Below are 17,916 nucleotides of genomic sequence, written 5' to 3' on the forward strand. Positions count from 1 at the left end.
CAGTCAACTTTTTGGTACCAGGTATCCGTTCGACAGGCGATCACTACAGCCCCTGGTTGGTAAACCGGTTGATCCGTTCGTTATAACTATCGAGCACGGCATCATCCAGAACGGCGGCTTGTTGAAGGTCAAGTAACAGAAAATCAGCCCGGTCAACCCCCTCGATCATGCCCTCAAACTTCAGTTCCTGCTCCACCCAAACCGACGTTTTATGGAGCGCAATCGCCTGGGCGAGAACCGTATCCACAATAAGCCGGGTACGGTTTTCATCCTGGGTCGTCAGGAGCAGGGTTCTGATTGTGACGGTATAGTCGCTTTCCGTCAGCCCCAAAGCCGGTAATTGGGCATGAACCCACCGCCGGGTCAGCGTTTGTACCAGGTCACGGTAAGGGGAACGTTGTAGGTCGTCAGGGCGTATGCGAAGTTTCATCGACGAAAGATAGCACCTCCGATCAAAACAAGGAAAAGCCGAAGGCCTAACCAACCGACGCAGGCTTAAGATCCTTACATTACAAACCAGGAACTAAGAATACCCCGGCAACCGGGCTACAGCTTCTGCCGTTATTCTTCCACGAGTTCCGCTTTTTTGAGACAGGCAAAGACTTCGCGATAGAAATCGGGGTGGGATTGCCAGGTCTGGGCGGTTACGATGTTTCGGTCGCGAACGGCCTGTTGCGTCGAATACGTGCCACCTCCCATCTCAATTTCGGTACGCACGTGTTCATAAGCGGTCAGCGTCCGGTTGTTGGCCAACCCGGCGGTGACCAGAATCTGGATTCCGTGGCAGATGGCGAAGAGCCATTTGCCCTGCCGGTCAAACTCGCGCACCAGGTCCAACAACGTGGCATGGTTGCGCAGGTATTCGGGAGCGCGGCCGCCCAGCAGCAGAATGGCATCATAATCGTCTGCGACTACCTCCGCTATCGTCAGGTCTGAAGCCAGACAATAGCCGGGTTGCTCCTTATAGGTGTCCCAACCGGGTTCAAAATCGTGCATCACCAGGTTCAGCCGGCGTTTGCTGGGGGCGGCAATTACCGCCATGTCGCCTTCTTCCTGAAAGCGGTGAACAGCGTAGAGGGTTTCGTAACTTTCGCCACCATCACCGGTGACAATCAGAATTTTGCGATTCATGGCATCAAGGCTTTAGAACATGGGGGAGTAGAGAGCCTTTTAACCGGCTCAACACCTAAAAGTCAACAACCTGGCTTCTCCTACCTGCCAATTCGGATTCGATTTTTAATACACCTGTATCGCTCGCTATAAAGTTGGGGGGTCTGTTAAAATAGTGGTCCGTCGCCCAATGGTGCTGGTCGCAGCAGGCTAATTAAACGAATATGGTTTCATCTATTGATAAATCAGAAACCGCCCAAGGCGCTTAAAAACAAAATAGCGCCTTGGGCGGTCCTAAGCCACCTTTTTAGGGGATTTTGAGCCTCGTATTCTATGGGGCAGAGTCGGTCACGCGGGGCTTTATTTGACCAGACATGTAATAAGGAAGCAAATGGGTATACATGGCTGTCCGGAACTCGTCAGCAGTCCCATTTTTCAATATTTCCACAAGGTCATGGTGCGTGATGGGTTTGGCGATATCCATTTTTATGCCTTTATCGTAATACTCCGAAAAGACGTGGTCGAATACCGGCATCAATAAGGTCTGAAAGCGGGTAAAGGTTTCATTACCAGTCATTTCGTACAGCTTACTATGAAAGGCAACTTCGTCTTCCTGACTCACAATGTATCTATCCTTTTGTTTAGAAACGATCATCTCAAGCTCATCCATGTCCTTTTGGGTTTTTCTGGCAAAGAGAAATTCTGCAATACCCATTTCCAGAATCAGACGCATTTCAAAGATATCCTTAAGGTTATCTACGCTTAATATGGACGGGTTTAAGACCTTTTCCAGGCCTGCCAGCAAATCGGGTTGCGCCATAATCATTCCGCGCCGAGGCCTTGTTTCAATCATCCCCAGCATCCTAAGTCTACTCAGTGCTTCACGAACCACGTTTCTACTCACATTCAGCTGACTCGCCATTTCCACTTCGTTCGGAAGTGGATCGCCCGGCTTAAATTTATTTTCTGCCAGGTATTCCCTAAGAATATTTTCGACTCGGTCAGTCATTGACACCTGCCCCAAGGGAAGAAGGGCTAAACTGTTGTTGGTACTCATAGTGGATCTATATCTATCTGCTTCAAAATTAACAGGTTTTGGAGGAAATAGCAGGTTTCTGCCCCTTTATTTAAATAATATTACTAATTTATTGGTTATTAAATATTATAATTATATTTGTCCAACAAATACAATTATAGATGCCGCGCTGTTTATGCTCACTCTAATCTTTCACCCAATAACCGCCTAAAAATGAAGTATAGATTTACGCTCCGAATCAAACCGCTTCTATTCACCGTTTTATTGGCCTTCAGCATTCTTTCTGCCATCGCTCAGGACCGAAAGGTTCGTGGAAAAGTCATTTCCACGTTTGACCAATCCGCCATTCCTGGCGTTACCGTCCTGGTGAAGAACACGCAACGGGGAACCGTTACGGATGCGCAAGGCAACTATGAAATTAGCGTCGCGCCCAAACAGATCCTGACTTTCAGCTTCGTTGGGTACAAAACCCAGGAAATCACGGTGGGCTCGCAAACGGAAATTAACATTGAACTCAACGAAGATGCGACGATCCTCAATGAGGTGGTGGCGGTGGGGTACGGAACCATCAAAAAAGTCAATCTAACCGGCGCGGTTGATCAACTGGATGGAAAGCAAATCCAGAACATGTCGGTTCCGAATGTATCAAGAGCACTACAGGGCCAGATTCCGGGTCTGAATATTACCTTTAATAGCGGTCGGCCCAACTCAAACCCTTCCTATAATATTAGGGGGGTGACTTCCATCGGGGCCGGGGGATCGGCTTTGATATTGATTGATGGCGCAGAGGGCGATCCCAGCACGCTGAATCCACAAGATATACAAAGCGTTTCCGTTTTAAAAGACGCTGCTTCTGCCGCTATCTATGGGTCGCGGGGGGCCTTCGGGGTCATCCTGATCACCACCAAAAACCCGGGCACCAAGTCCCAGCTACGATACTCCGCCACTTTTTCAGCCCAATCCAGAACGGCGAAACGTGACGTACTGCAAAACAGTTATTTATGGTCTAAAATGTATATGGAGAGCTTCACGGAGCTCTACGGTGGAACCCGCAACCCGACCACAGTCGGGGATGTCGGAATCAATTTTACCCAGGAATACCTCAATGAATTAAAATACCGTTCGGAGAACCCTAATCACGGGCGTCCTGATGTGGGAATTGACCCGGCTACCGGTTCGTATATGTATTACGGTAACACCGACTGGGCGAAGCTGATCTACAAAGACAATATTCCATCGATGGAGCATTCCCTGACGGCTTCGGGCGGGAACGAAAAAGCCTCGTATTACGTGTCAGGCCGGTATTTTAGCCAAGATGGCCTTTATAACATCCGATCGGACAAGTTTAGAACCTACGATCTTCGCATGAAGGGGTCGGTTAAACCCTTAAACTGGCTCGATATAAGCACCAACTTTCAATACTCCGGGAATACGTATACCGATCCTTTCGGAGGAGATGGCGTCTTCAGTAATATGTATATCAGAAGTGGGGCAACTCCCATGGGCGTGCCGTATAACCCCGACGGTAGCTACACCTTGATTGGCTCCAAAACGGTGGGTTTACTGGAAGGCTACAGCGAAGCCAAGTCGCAGCAGGGGCAGATACTGGCCAATGCGGCTTTCGATGCGTCAATCATCAAAAACAAACTAAAGCTGCAGGGTAACTTCACGTTCAGAAACCGCATCATCGATGCCAATCAAAAGCAGATTCCCGTTCCCTACAGCAACGTTCCGGGCGTTATCGTCAGCGTCGGTAATTCGACATTGAGCAATAATAAAAACACCCTGAACTATTTCAACTACAACCTCTATGGAAACTACACCCAGCAATTTGGCCATCATGACCTGAAAATCCTGGGCGGAACGAACATAGAAATCAGTAAAACCCGCTACCTGAACGTAAACCGGTCCAACCTCATTATTCCCGAGCTTGATGCCTTCAACCTGGCTACCGGAGACGCATTTGCAATTGCAGGAGGAGGCAGCGACTGGGCCAACCTGGGCATTTTTTCGCGCGTCAATTATACGTACAAGGACAAATACCTGGTCGAAATCAACAGCCGGTACGATGGCTCGTCTAAATTTCCGACCAACCAGCAATTCGGCTTTTTCCCGTCCTTCTCCTTAGGATGGAGAATGACCGAGGAGAACTTCCTTTCCGGCACCAGACAATGGCTGGACAATCTTAAACCACGCGTTTCCTACGGTTCTCTGGGGAACAGCCAGATAAACCCTTACATGTTTTTACCCCAGATTACGGGGAGCCGGACGACAAAAATATTGGAGGGAGCCCGACCGGTGGCAACCAGAAACCCGGCTGTAATGGCGGATAATTTTACCTGGGAAACTTCCACCACGCTCGATCTTGGGCTGGATATGGATCTGCTGCAAAACCGCCTGGGCGTTGTGTTTGATTGGTACAAAAGAACTACCTCAAACATGATTACGGCCGGTCCTTTGCTACCCGATGTATTCGGAGCAGCCATTCCGCAAGGAAACTATGCCGACCTCGAAACAAAAGGGTTTGAACTATCCGTAACGTGGCGCGATAAGATTGGTGCCGCCAAACCCTTTAACTACAGTGTTCAGTTTACGCTCGCGGATGATATTTCGCAAATCACGAAATTTAATAATCCCAAAGGCACGCTGGTCATTGACCCTGACATGAGGACCGCCGGCTACTATCAGGGAATGAAAATCGGCGATATCTGGGGATTAACGACGCTTGGGTTGTTTGCGAGTCAGGAAGATATCAACAGCCATGCTAACCAGAGTTTTATCCTTCCTAATATTGGCGGTATGCCCGCCAGACCGGGTGACGTTAAATTCAAAGACCTGAATGGCGATGGTAAAATTGACTGGGGTGATCGAACCATCAGCAATCCCGGCGACCTTTCAATCATCGGAAATATGGCGAGCCGCTACAAGTTCGGCACCCGGTTAAGTGGCGAATATGGCAACTTTTCACTCTCGGCTTTCTTTCAGGGGGTAGGCAAGCGGGATTGGTACCCTACGCATCACCAAAATCCGTTTTGGGGCCCCTACGGATACTGGGCTGCCGAAATCCCGACTCACTTTTTAGAAAATTCCTATACTATCGACAATCCGGATCCGAACGCCTACTGGCCAAGATGGAAAGGCAATATGGCCTACGGAAACAGGCAGCTTCAGCCGCAGACCCGGTACCTGCAAAACACGGCCTACATTCGGCTTAAAGAGATCACGTTGTCTTACTCGCCCAGAGCGTTTGCGAAGAAAATCGGGCTGAGTGATCTGCGGGTCAACTTCACCGGTCTCAACCTCTGGACTTATTCTCCGGTATTCAAAATCACAAGAGACATCGACCCCGAACAGATGGACGGTGGCATAGGGACGTATTACCCGATGCTCAAATCGTATAACCTGGGGATCAATGTAACTTTTTAACTGACATAAGACGGTTTGATTTCTTCAAAATTCGGAAGACAATGAGAAAGTATACCCTATCGATTTTAGCGGCTCTGGCACTGCTGGCCAGCTCCTGCAAAGACCTCCTGAACGTAAGTCCGCTCGATGCCCTTACCCCCGAACAGGCCTTTAAGACCGAGCAGAATCTTAAAATGTACATCAACTCGCTGTATGAGTTACCCGGAACGTTCCCTCCCGCAGCTCATATTTTTGGGATACCCGCGCCTTCCGGTATTGGCGAGTTCCAATATGTGACCGATGCCCGGAGCGACCTGACAGCGAACGGCCAGTTCGTCGAAAAATATTATTCACCGAACGCTTTTACCCCGTTTGACGAAGTATTCTGGTACTGGGACGAACTTCGGAGAATCAATTATTTTTTAGAGAACTATAAAAATTCGGACGCGCCGGCCAGCGTTCAGAACCATTATGCCGGCATTGCCCGTTGGTTCAGGGCCAAATTTTATTTCGACAAAGTCAAGCGTTTCGGGGATGTCCCCTGGTACAGTGGGCCTTTAGGTTCGTTGGATAATGGCCTTTACAAAGCGAGAGATCCGCGTACGATGGTTATGGACTCGGTTTTGGCCGATCTGGACTTTGCAATCAAAAATATCTCTGATAAAAAGGACAATAGCGCAACGATTGTCACCAAATGGGTGGCTTTGGGATTAAAGTCCAGGATATGTCTGTTCGAAGGGACATTCCGAAAATACCACGACGAGTTGAAGTTGCCCGACGCCAATAAATGGCTTCAGCACGCAGCGGATGCCGCACAGGAAGTCATGGCCAGCGGCCAATACAATGTTTATTCAACGGCGCAATTGACAAAAGACTACCAGGCACTGTTTATCAGCGAGAATGCCGTCAGTGCCGAAGTCATGCTGGCCAATGCACACGATGAGAACCTGCAGGTCTGGAACGGCAGTACCAACCATTATTCGGACATAGGCGGACGATACATGACCTCGCTCAATAAACGATTTGTCAACACGTATTTGAAGCTGGACGGCAGTCGGTTTACAGATACTCCCGGCTATGATACGATCTTTTTCAGCCGGGAGGTGAAGAACCGGGATTTACGGCTTTCCCAAACCATACGTACCCCCTCCTACGTTCGCACCAACGGGAGCAATCCGCCCCCTTACGGCAGCGTATCCTCTACCTTATATCATCCCATCAAATACTCCAATCCGGACCCATTCTTTGACGGGGTAGACCGCAACACGAACGACATCCCGCTCATGCGGTACAGCGAGATCCTGCTGAACTATGCCGAGGCCAGGGCAGAACTCGGAACCTTCACGGAGGCCGACTGGAATGCCACCATTGCCTTGCTCAGAAAAAGGGCTGGGATCAGCAATACGCGTATGCCCAGCACGCTCGACCCGTACATGAAGGCAAATTTCTATCCGGACGTTACCTCGATTCCCATTATGGAGATCCGACGGGACCGGGCAATCGAACTGATCCTGGAACGATTCAGATGGGACGATCTGATGCGTTGGAAAGCCGCTCGTAACCTGGAAAAAGAAACCGACGGGATTTACGTTCCCGCCATGAATGTTCTGTACGACCTGAATGATGATAAAAAGCCCGACATCTCGTTCGTTAAAGCAGCGCCCGCCACTCCTCTTCCCGGTGTGTTCTATATGGTAATTGACGGCAAATCCCTTAAACTTTCAGAAGGAGAAAAAGGAAGAATTATCGTCAAGCCAACACTGGCAAAGGAATTTCCGGACTATAAGTATCTGGCGCCAATACCACCTGTTCAAATTCAACTCAACCCTAAACTAACCCAAAACCCGGGGTGGCCTAATCCGTAGGCTGCCCCTAAAAGGGCTTCTTAATTCCTCAACCCTTAATCCTCTAAAATGTATCCGTTGATGAAAAAAATACCGTTCACCACTGCCATCTGTTGCTTTTTGTTTTTAAGCGCATTTTTACCACTCAGCGCTCAAAAAGTAGCCCCAAAAAACAATGTCATTGATGTTGGATCGAGACTGGAACTCTTTATCGACGATTTCCTGATCGAAAAACTGGCTGGACAGGCCACCCGTAAACTCCATCAGCCCATCCCCAAAGAAATTGCTATCGTGCATGACGAACTCTGGGAGGGAAGTGGTAGCGGCTACCATAGTGTCTTTAAGGATGGCGATACCTACAAGATGTACTACAAGGCCTGGCAACATGAGGCAAGTTCGGACAAAAGCACGTATCATCCGCTGTATTGCGCCTATGCAGAAAGCAAGGACGGTATTCACTGGACCAAACCCAATCTGGGGCTTCATGAGTTTAACGGGTCAAAAAACAATAATATCGTTTTTACATCGGGTCCTCTGCAGGGCTTCAGTCTGGATGCCGGGCACCCGGCGGTTTTCAAGGACGAGAATCCAAACGTCAGCCCGGACGCCCGTTACAAAGCGGTACTGATTTCAGGCAAAACAAAGCGGGGTCTGGTCGCTTTCAAGTCGCCGGATGGCATCAACTGGACCTTGATTTCAGACCAGCCCATCATTACAAACGGCGCTTTTGACTCGCAAAATTTAGCATTCTGGGATCCGGTACGAAAAGAGTACCGGGCCTACTGGCGCTATTTCTCGCAAGCGACGGGTGATAAAGACCGGTATAAAGGAACACGGGAAATAAGAACCGCAACCTCTTCCAACTTCATCGATTGGAAGGATGAGCATAATGTGGTCTATGTAGATTCCCCTCAGGAAGAGCTGTATACCAACCAGATCAAAGCCTATCACCGGGCTCCGCATATCTTCATTGGTTTTCCCGCGCGGTATGTGGAGCGCGGCTGGTCGGAATCGATGCGGAAATTACCGGAACTGGAAGAGCGGGAAAAGCGGGCGGCCCAACACATCCGCTACGGTACCGCTCTGACGGAAACCCTTATCATGTCCAGCCGGGACGGCGTTACCTTCAACCGCTGGAATGAAGCCTTCATGCGACCGGGAATGGAAAGTAACGGAACCTGGACCTACGGCGACCAATACATGGCATGGCATGTAGTCGAAACCAAATCGGACCGCGCGGGTGCCCCCAATGAGTTGTCGCTCTACTCTACGGAAAACTATTGGAAAGGCCAGGCAAGCCACCTCAGAAGGTATACGCTTCGACTCGACGGTTTTGCCTCGGTTAATGCGCCCAGAGCCGGAGGAGAGTTGATTACGAAAACGTTGACGTTCAAAGGGAACGAGCTGATTCTTAACTTTTCATCGGCGGCAGCGGGCGATATTAAAGTCGAAATTCTCGATGAGAAGGGCAAACCCATTCCGGGTTACAGTCTGGACGAAAGTTCCGAAACATTTGGCGATGCGGTCAACCGCGCTGTTCACTGGAAAAAAAATGGTACGGACGTATCGGCTCTGCAGGGAAAGAAAGTGAAGCTGAGATTTGTAATGAAGGATGCCGATCTGTACTCTTTCAAGTTTCAATAACAGAACGGTTTCAGCTTGTTTGACTCTCCGGCACCTTTAGGCATTAGCGATGAACAAAATAATCCGCACTATTCCGACCCTTTATTTTTTACTGATCAGCTCATTTTTGCCCGTATTCGGCCAAAAAAATCCTCCCAAAAAAGCACCAATCGAGTTGGGCTCGCGCCTGGAACTGTTTGTTGATACGTATCTGATCGATAAGATCAGCGGAGAGGCCGAACTGCGGATGCACCATCCTATACCCCGGGAGCGCGTCATGACCTATGACGCGCCCTGGGAAGGCAGTGGCAGCGGGTATCACTCGGTGTTCAAAGACGGGGATACGTATCGGATGTACTACAAAGCCTGGCAACATAATGCCAGCGCCGACACTTCCCTTTCCCACCCGTTGTATTGTGCCTATGCGGAAAGTAATGACGGCATTACCTGGCACAAGCCCAAACTGGGAATCCACAATTTCAAAGGGTCAAAAGAAAACAATATTGTTTTGGTCAGCGGTTTAACGGGAGGATTAAAGATTGACGCAGGCCATCCGGCGGTTTTCAAAGATGACAATCCGCAGGCTGGCCCGGATGCGAAATACAAAGCGGTCGTCGCGCTGGAGAATCCTGATTACGGTTTAGCCGTCTTTAAATCCCCCGACGGTGTGCACTGGACGCTGCATGAGAAAGGGCTGATGCTCAAAAATGGCCATTTCGATTCGCAAAACACGGCTTTTTGGGATGTCAACGCGAAACAGTATAGGGCCTACTGGCGGCAATATTCGAAAAGCGGAGTGCGGGGAATCCGCACGGCCACGTCGCCCAACCTGTTCGACTGGAGTGAACGTCAGGATCTTACGTATGAAGACTCTCCCGACGAGCACCTGTACACCAACCAGATCAAGCCTTACCACCGTGCTCCCCATATCTTCATTGGTCTGCCGATGCGCTATGTGGATCGGGGCTGGTCGGAATCGATGAGAGCGCTGCCCGAACTGGAAGAAAGGGAAAAACGCGCCGGGAAAACGGTTAAGGGCGGAGTCGCGGATTTGACGTCCAGGTACGGGACCGTACTTACCGAGACCTTACTGATGTCGAGCCGCGATGGGGTGACGTTCAAGCGCTGGAACGAGGCATTTCTAAAACCGGGTATCGAGCGAAACGGAAGCTGGACCTACGGGGATAATTGCACGGCCTGGCATGTGGTCGAAACCAAATCAGACTTGCCCGGGGCTCCCAATGAATTATCCCTTTACACCGTCGAAAACTATTGGAAAGGCCGGGCCAGTTCGCTACGACGGTACACCTTACGACTGGATGGATTTGTGTCGCTGAAGGCCAGTTATAAGGGGGGAGAAATCGTAACCAAACCCTTCACGTTTTCCGGAGACCATCTGTGGCTGAATTTCTCCACTTCTGCGGCTGGCAGCGTCTTGGCGGAAATTCAGGATGAAACCGGCAAAGCAATTCCCGGTTTCTCCCTCAGCGAATCCGAAAGTCTTTTCGGCGATTCGATCGCCAAAAAAGTACGTTGGAAAAACCGCAGTAGCCTTGCCGGACTGCGGGGTAAGGTTGTCCGATTGAAGTTCGTCTTAAAGGATACCGATCTCTACTCCCTGCAATTTTCGGACGATGCGCCAACCGGTTCGAGATAACGGACCATCAGTAGGAAAACAGAATGAGCCAGCATACGGATACAATCGTAAAAATGGTACTCGACAGTGGTCGTGACGGCCCCCATATCCTTCTTTTGTCGGGCGTACACGGTGACGAATATGAGCCGATGATCGTCAATCATCGGCTGTATCAACAGTTGAAAGGGCAGATAGTAAGGGGAAGAATTACGTTCGTTCCGAATGGAAACGAAACGGCTTATCAGAGTGCGAGCCGCTACGGAACCGATGGGCTGGACTTGGCCAGAATCTGCCCGGGCAATAGAACCGGCACCTGTTCTGAGCAATCGGCTTACCTGGTCAGCGAACTGATCAAAACCGCCGATTACCTGATCGATATGCATACGGGGGGTGTCCTGTATGACATCTTTCCGCTGGCGGGCTATGGATTACACACCAATCCGGACGTATTGAACCAACAGCGACGAATGGCTTTATCGTATGGTCTGCCACTGGTCTGGGGAACCGATCCCCGCCCGGACGGCCGTACGCTTTCGGTAGCCCGGGATGCCGGCATTCCAGCCATTTATCTGGAGTATGGGGGAGGAACGGGCTTTCGCTCCTATGTGGTCGACGCTTATGTAGCCGGCACGTTGAACCTGCTTCGCCAGCTGGGCATGATCGCGGGAGAATGGATCAAACCGGCGCCGGAAAAAGTCTTCTGGATCGAAGATGCCCGTCAGGACAGCGGTTTTTTACAAGGCAAGATGCCTTCGCCTGCCGATGGAATTTATCTGGCCGACGCCCGCGTGGGGCAACAGATCGAAAAGGGAGCTAAATGGGGCCGTCTGGCGAATCCCGTTACCGGAACAACAACGGACCTTTTTGCCGATGAAAGCGGGCTGGTATTTCTGATGCGCAATACGGTGAAAGTCGGAGAAGGCGACGCGCTTGGGGGCATTTTACCCATCACCCAGCCTGGTAAGGTTACGATTGACGAGGAGGGAAACGCAACCAAAGAACCGGAGGTAGATTTCACCTCAGTATTTCGCTAAACGAACACGTACGTTGAAAAAAACTGTCATTATCACCGGAGCAACCGGCGGAATTGGACGAGCCACAGCACATTGCTTCGGAGTGAACGGCTATGCGGTCGTACTGGCCGATATCGCTGACGAAAAGCTTTCTGAACTGGAAGCCGAATTACTAGCGAACGGGATGGACGCCAGTAGCCTGGCCGTGGATTTGGAAATAGAAAGTTCCTGGAACAATCTCGTGCGTTTCGCTCTGCAAAAATACGGTCGTGTTGACGCGTTGATCAATAATGCCGCGTGGCGCGTGACGGGTTCGCTCCGAACTACCTCGCTGGAGCTTTGGGAAAAGACGCTTAAAATCTGTCTTACCGCCCCCGTTTTTCTGGCCAAGGCGGTGGCAGCGGCCATGGAAGAACAGAAAAGCGGAGGGGTAATTGTTAATATTTCGAGCGTGATGGCCGAACGCCCTTCGGGTCTGGCCCCCGCCTATATTGCCGCAAAAGGAGCTTTGAATAGTCTGACCAAAGAACTGGCCATCACGTACGGACGAACCGGCATTCGCGTGGTCGGCGTTGCGCCGGGCGCTATCGACACCAGCCTCAGCAGCGATTATGTGGATTCCCGGGGCGAGAACATCAGCCAGCAACTCGTCGACCAAATGACGGATAACATACCCTTAGGAAGAAGCGGACAAGCCGGGGAAATTGCCCGGACGATTGTCTGGCTCTGTTCCGCTGATGCCTCCTACCTGACGGGCACCACCATTACGGTTGATGGCGGTTTTCAACCCAATTTCAATTCGTATTCGATCAAAAAATCACAATACCCCAACGAGTTTTGAGCATACATTCGTCCCCGCAGAAAGAGCCTGTCGAGTCAGCCTTTTCTCAGAAACTGAGTTTGGGCGAGGGCAATACCCCACTGGTTCGCTCAAGGTCCATCGGCCCGTCGTTAGGCATTCCTAACCTGTTTTTCAAGCTGGAAAACCTGAACCCCAGTGGCTCTTATAAAGACCGTTTCGCTTCCCGGATCATTAACGACATGAAGGAGAACGGGCTTAAAACCTGCATCGCAACCTCAAGCGGAAATACGGGTGCGGCACTGGCCGCGTACAGTGCGGCTGCCGGTTTGCAGTGTATCATTCTGGTGGTCGACGGAGCTCCACGGGCCAAATTAAAGCAGATGCAGGTATACGGGGCTGAACTGGTCATGATCCACGATTTTGGCAAATCCGAGCAGGTCACCAGGCAAGTGGCCGAATCCCTGCGCACCCTCACCGAACGGCGGGGTCTTCCGCTCCCGATCAGTGCCTACAAATATTGCCCAACCGGCATGGCTGGCGTTGAGTCGATCGCCCACGAAATTGTGAACACGCTGGAAGAGAAGATAGACGTATTCGTTCCCGCTGGTGGCGGTGGCCTTACGCTGGCTGTCGCCAGGGGCATGCTGGCCCGGAGCAAAAAAGGCAAAGTACACTGCGTGCAGCCGCAGGGGAACGATACCATGGCCACTTCGCTTCGAACGGGCACGGCCGCTCGCGCAGTTTCGCGGTCTACGACTGCCATTAGCGGTCTTCAGGTAGCCAATATTTTCGACGGCAACGAAGTGATCGACGCCTGTCAACAACTCGGTGGCACGGGCTATGTCGTTGAAGACGAAGCCGTGTTTAAGTGGCATCGGGAACTGGCTATGAAAGAAGGGATTTTTTCAGAACCGGCCGGAGCCGTGGCCCTCGCGGGTCTGGCGCAGGCGATGCGCCAAGGGGAAATAAATCCGGAACGCAATTACGTCTGTTTGATTACCGGCAGCGGTTTTAAAGACCTTTCCACGGTTGATGCCCGGTTTGGGCTGCCCGACGTGAATCCGGTTTCTACTGACGAAGCGATGGAAAAACTTCGGTTCATGCTTGCATAAACTAATTTATAACCTAGAGTAAAGCAAATCAAATGAGTATTCAAAAATTCAAAGGCGTATGGCCCGCACTCTTTACGCCGGTCGACGCCAGGGGAAAGCTTAACGTTCCGGAACTGGAAAAACTCGTCGAGCTAATGATAAATCAAGGAATGGATGGGTTGTACCTGCTGGGTTCTACCGGACAGGGCTTTCTGTTCAGCGAAGAGGAAAGAAAGGAGGTTACCGCCCGGACGCTTCAATGCTCAAACGGAAGAATTCCTGTGATGGTCCAGGTGGGGGCGATGAATACCGAAGAATCCATCCGGCTGGCCAGACATGCCGCCGAGCAGGGAGCCGACGGTATATCCTCCGTCGGGCCGATCTATTATGGTGGCGGCAACAGCGCGATGGCCATTACGCACTACACCCGAATCGCCGAAGCCACCGATCTTCCTTTTTTTCCGTACCAAATAGGCGGTGCCGCCAGTAACGACGTCATCCAAAAGCTTCTCCAGCTCCCCCAGGTAAAGGGCATGAAGCTCACGACTGACAAACTCCTGGAAATCGGTTCCATTGCCAACAAGGCTGGCGACCGGTGGCAACTGTTTAGCGGTGCCGATGAATTGCTTTGTCAGGCCGCCCTTTGCGGTACAGCGGGCGCAATCGGTACTTTCTATAACATGTTCGGGCCAACCTGTAGGAATATCCGCGCGGGCTTCCTGGAAGGAAAGGTTGCCGAAGCGCATCAGTTTATGCTCACCTTCCAGGGCTTTATTGAAACCATTCTGCCGTATATATGGACCTTTCTTGACCGGGGCATGGCCTTGAAATACGACATTCACATTGGTCCCCCAAAACCGCCTTTGCTGGCCCCTGAAATGCCGTGGAGCGATGATGAAATTATCCGGATGATGGAACAGATTGATACGTTCAACGTCGTAGCTGAAATAGACTAACCCAATAGAAATAGGAACATGGATCTTGATTTCATAAAAAATGAACTCTACACGGCGGTACTTTCCGATGTGCTTGATGCTCTGGGCTATCCCAACCAGGCGACAAGAATTCCATTTACCCCTTGTACCGGCATTGGCAAACTGGTCGGGCGGTGCAAAACCACGCTTTGGGCCGATATGTTCCACAAGGACGTTCATCCGTATGAGCTGGAATTGAAAGCGGTGGATTCCTGCCAACCTGGGGACGTCCTGATCGCTGCCGCCCAGGGAAGCAACCGCTCGGGAATATTTGGCGAACTCCTGGCTACTGCGTCGCGTAACCGGGGCTGTGCGGGGGTCATCGTACATGGCGCCGTCCGCGACATCGCTAAAATGGCGGCAATGCAATTCCCCGTGTTTGCCACCGCTAAAAACCCCTATGACAGTCAAAATCGACAACGCGTCATTGATCTGGACGTTCCGGTGGTGATCGATGGGGTGACATTCAACCCCGGGGATATTGTCATGGCCGATGAAGACGGGATCGTGGTCATTCCCCAACACGTCGAAAACGAGGTACTTGAATTAGCAAAACAGAAAGTAAGCGCCGAAAACCGCACAAGAGATGCCATCAAAAATGGCATGAAAGCGGAAGAAGCCTACCTAACATTTGGTGTATTATGAGCAAGAAACGAATTATTAAAGGAGATGGTATTCCTACCAGTCACTTACCTTTCTCACCCGGTGTTATTTCCGGGGGTCATCTGTACGTTTCCGGTCAGGCGTCTGTAGACGACAACGGAACCATCGTGGTTGATTCCTTTGAGGGGGAATGTCGACGTTCTTTCGACAACCTGAAACGCATCGTTGAAGCGGCCGGAGCTACGCTTGACGATGCCATTCAGGTCCGAAATTATGTGGGTAAGCCGGAATATCTGACAGAGTTCAATGCCATCTATCGCGACTATTTTAACGAGCCCTATCCCGCCAGAACGACAATTATCGGATGCCTCGGTGATGCGTTGAAGTTTGAAGTAGACGCCATTGTTTACATCGGTAACTAAAAGATCCACCGCAGGACTCATTCTGAAAACGCTTGCCTGACATGCCACGTACGAAAAAGCGAATTGCGCTGCTGGGAATTTACCATGAAACCAATACCTTCTCCAGGCAGCCAACCACACTGGAACACTTTAAATCGAGCTTTTGGCTGGAAAAAGACGCCATCACCAGCGAATACCGGGGGGCACACCACGAAATCAGCGGAATTATTGAGGTGTTCGAAGGGACTGGCGATTTCGAACTTGTGCCGGTATTCTACACGGCGGCCATTCCGGGTGGGCTGATCACGGCCGGGGCATTCCAGGCTATTTTGGACCGGTTATTTGAACTTTTGGATGAAACCGGCCCATTTGACGGGGTCGTGGTTGTTCCGCATGGAGCCGGTGTGGCCGAAAGCCACCCGGATATGGATGGCCACTGGTTACACCTGCTGAGGCAAAAAGTAGGGATCGATGTTCCCATTACCGGAACGCTTGACCCGCATGCCAACGTAAGCCCGCTGATGGTAAGCGTGACGAATGGCCTGTTTCCTTATCAGACAAACCCGCACATTGACCAGGCCCGGGCCGGTCGCGCAGCCGGCCGGATGATGATCGACATCCTGGCTAACCATAAAAAGTTCAGCCATCGACTGCTGCAACTGCCCCTGGCTATCAGCATCGAACAACAGCATACGTCGGAATCACCCTGCCTGGATCTTCTTCAGGCAGCGGATTCGATCCGGTCAGCTTCCCGGCTTTATTCCATCAGCCTTTTGCTGGGGTTTCCCTACGCCGACGTCAGGGAAATGGGCTCCGCTTTCATCCTGATCGCCGAATCCGATGCGGATGTCCATCAGGCTGAACGTCAGTTGCTGGCGTATGTGTCCGAGCATCTGTCGCATTTCAATGGCAAAAAGGTACACATTCAGGAACTGATCCCCGACTTCGCTGAAATGGAAAAACCGATCCTGCTGCTGGATATGGGTGACAACGTGGGCGGGGGCAGTACCGGAAGCAGTACGTACCTGCTGGAAGCGTTAGATGCCGCCGGTCTGTCAAAAACATTTATCTGCCTTTATGATCCTGCCGCCGTACAGACGTTACAGAAGTCTTCGGAAGTTCCTTTGAGTTTACGGGTCGGAGAAAACAGCTACCCTATCCGCCCCAAAAGTTACCGGATGATTGAGGGGAAATTTAAAGAGTTATCACCCCGGCATGGCGGTTTTGTAAACTATGACATGGGCGAATCGGCTATTGTCAAAACCGTGAATGGACAAACCGTCATGCTCACCAGTCTCCGGACGGTGCCTTTCAGCATGCAGCAACTTCTAGCCTATGACCTGCAACCCGAGACGTTTGATTTCATTGTGGCGAAAGGCGTTAATGCCCCGATCGCGGCTTACAGGGACGCCTGCAAACAGCTGGTGAAAGTCGATACCCCGGGTGACACGAGCGCTGACATGACCCGGTTTAAGTTCAACGCCAGAAGGACACCCCTGTTCCCTTTTGAAGAACCCACCAACGAAGCCTTTCGGGTCGTATGAACGTTTCGATTCATAAACTACTCGATCTGGACTTCTATTCCGAAGGCCCGGCCGTCGACGCAGCAGGCAATTTCTTTTTCACGACCCTGGCTGGCCGGCAAGTGATTCGGTGGCAGTCCGGACAGGGCAGTACGGTCTGGGCCAACTGCACGTGCCCGAACGGACAGGTTATCGCAAAAAATGGAGAACATTGGATTTGCGAAAGCACCCGGGGGCAGATCACCGCTTATCATGCTGACGGAAGCTTCAAAGGGGTGGTTGTCAGTCAGAAATGCGACGGAATCGCTTTTTCAACCCCCAACGACTTACTGTTGGATTCGAAAGGGAATCTGTTCTTTACCGATTCTGTCCGGTATGACGGGAAAGTGTTTTTCGTCGGTGCGGGGGGAGAAGAAAAGCTGATCGCGGATGGCATCGACTATGCCAACGGCCTGGCTCTGAATGCTGCGGAAGATAGGTTGTTCGTAGCGGAAAGCTATGGCAACCGGATTCTGGTTTTCGATCTGGCAAAACCGGGCCAGGCGGAACTCATCAAAGCCATTCCGCTTCCTGCTCACCAGTCCGGCGATCCCGGCAAAAATCTGCCCGACGGGCTTGCGGTTGATTCTGAAGGACGAATCTGGGTGGCCCATTACGGCATGCAGGCTATTCATATTCTGTCACCGGAGGGACTTGTGGTCGATACGTTCGATACCGGGCTGCCGCTAACGAGTAACCTCACTTTTGTAACCGAGGGCCCTGACAGGAAGGAATTACTGATCACCGGCGGCTACGGGGAACCTGGCCCGGGGGCGGTTCTCCTTGCTACCGTACAATGGAAGGGGTGATGGCCGA

At 51.3% G+C, this 17,916-nt stretch carries 15 protein-coding genes; 12 read left to right on the forward strand and 3 right to left on the reverse strand.

Going from position 1 to position 17,916, the window contains the following annotated elements; translation table 11 throughout:
* Positions 1 to 43: 43 nt before the first annotated feature.
* The 3 genes from ACFPMF_RS19270 to ACFPMF_RS19280 form a co-directional block, all read right to left on the reverse strand.
* Entirely contained in the window at positions 44 to 430 is a 387-nt protein-coding gene (locus ACFPMF_RS19270; RefSeq protein ID WP_379848367.1) for a hypothetical protein, read from the reverse strand.
* 131 nt (positions 431 to 561) lie between these two features.
* On the reverse strand, positions 562 to 1,131 hold the full coding sequence (locus tag ACFPMF_RS19275; protein WP_379848368.1) for a DJ-1/PfpI family protein: 570 nt from the start codon (positions 1,129 to 1,131) through the stop codon (positions 562 to 564).
* Positions 1,132 to 1,441: 310 nt separating this feature from the next.
* Positions 1,442 to 2,167, reverse strand: a complete 726-nt coding sequence (locus tag ACFPMF_RS19280; protein WP_379848369.1) for a FadR/GntR family transcriptional regulator — start codon at positions 2,165 to 2,167, stop codon at positions 1,442 to 1,444.
* A 192-nt stretch (positions 2,168 to 2,359) separates the two neighbouring features.
* Between ACFPMF_RS19280 and ACFPMF_RS19285 the strand changes: the two genes are divergently transcribed.
* The 12 genes from ACFPMF_RS19285 to ACFPMF_RS19340 are packed head-to-tail and all read left to right on the forward strand — an operon-like array spanning position 2,360 to position 17,909.
* The gene (locus ACFPMF_RS19285; RefSeq protein ID WP_379848370.1) at positions 2,360 to 5,572 is read left to right on the forward strand and encodes a SusC/RagA family TonB-linked outer membrane protein; all 3,213 of its coding nucleotides are present in this window, start codon (positions 2,360 to 2,362) and stop codon (positions 5,570 to 5,572) included.
* Between the two features lie 41 nt (positions 5,573 to 5,613).
* Positions 5,614 to 7,416, forward strand: a complete 1,803-nt coding sequence (locus ACFPMF_RS19290) for a RagB/SusD family nutrient uptake outer membrane protein (RefSeq protein ID WP_379848371.1) — start codon at positions 5,614 to 5,616, stop codon at positions 7,414 to 7,416.
* A gap of 60 nt (positions 7,417 to 7,476) precedes the next feature.
* Positions 7,477 to 9,039, forward strand: a complete 1,563-nt coding sequence (locus tag ACFPMF_RS19295; RefSeq protein ID WP_379848372.1) for a hypothetical protein — start codon at positions 7,477 to 7,479, stop codon at positions 9,037 to 9,039.
* Between the two features lie 49 nt (positions 9,040 to 9,088).
* Positions 9,089 to 10,675, forward strand: a complete 1,587-nt coding sequence (locus tag ACFPMF_RS19300; RefSeq protein WP_379848373.1) for a glycoside hydrolase family 32 protein — start codon at positions 9,089 to 9,091, stop codon at positions 10,673 to 10,675.
* A gap of 23 nt (positions 10,676 to 10,698) precedes the next feature.
* Entirely contained in the window at positions 10,699 to 11,688 is a 990-nt protein-coding gene (locus tag ACFPMF_RS19305; protein WP_379848374.1) for a succinylglutamate desuccinylase/aspartoacylase family protein, read from the forward strand.
* 13 nt (positions 11,689 to 11,701) lie between these two features.
* Positions 11,702 to 12,508 (forward strand): SDR family NAD(P)-dependent oxidoreductase, encoded by an 807-nt coding sequence (locus ACFPMF_RS19310; protein WP_379848375.1) that lies wholly within the window; start codon positions 11,702 to 11,704, stop codon positions 12,506 to 12,508.
* Positions 12,505 to 13,581, forward strand: coding sequence for a PLP-dependent lyase/thiolase (locus ACFPMF_RS19315; protein WP_379848376.1), 1,077 nt, complete (start codon positions 12,505 to 12,507; stop codon positions 13,579 to 13,581). The genes ACFPMF_RS19310 and ACFPMF_RS19315 overlap by 4 nt, the downstream gene beginning before the upstream one ends.
* A gap of 32 nt (positions 13,582 to 13,613) precedes the next feature.
* Positions 13,614 to 14,516, forward strand: a complete 903-nt coding sequence (locus tag ACFPMF_RS19320; protein ID WP_379848377.1) for a dihydrodipicolinate synthase family protein — start codon at positions 13,614 to 13,616, stop codon at positions 14,514 to 14,516.
* 18 nt (positions 14,517 to 14,534) lie between these two features.
* Positions 14,535 to 15,179 carry an RraA family protein gene (locus ACFPMF_RS19325; RefSeq protein WP_379848378.1) on the forward strand — a complete coding sequence of 215 codons (645 nt, stop codon included), beginning with the start codon at positions 14,535 to 14,537 and terminating at the stop codon, positions 15,177 to 15,179.
* A complete protein-coding gene (locus ACFPMF_RS19330; protein WP_379848379.1) occupies positions 15,176 to 15,559 on the forward strand; it encodes a RidA family protein in 384 nt (127 codons plus the stop codon). The genes ACFPMF_RS19325 and ACFPMF_RS19330 overlap by 4 nt, the downstream gene beginning before the upstream one ends.
* Positions 15,560 to 15,600: 41 nt before the next feature.
* Positions 15,601 to 17,082, forward strand: coding sequence for a M81 family metallopeptidase (locus ACFPMF_RS19335; RefSeq protein WP_379848380.1), 1,482 nt, complete (start codon positions 15,601 to 15,603; stop codon positions 17,080 to 17,082).
* A complete protein-coding gene (locus ACFPMF_RS19340) occupies positions 17,079 to 17,909 on the forward strand; it encodes an SMP-30/gluconolactonase/LRE family protein (protein WP_379848381.1) in 831 nt (276 codons plus the stop codon). The genes ACFPMF_RS19335 and ACFPMF_RS19340 overlap by 4 nt, the downstream gene beginning before the upstream one ends.
* The last annotated feature ends 7 nt before the right edge of the window (positions 17,910 to 17,916 follow it).

The sequence above is a fragment of the Larkinella bovis genome, assembly GCF_042655385.1.
Taxonomy (GTDB): Bacteria; Bacteroidota; Bacteroidia; order Cytophagales; family Spirosomataceae; genus Larkinella; species Larkinella bovis.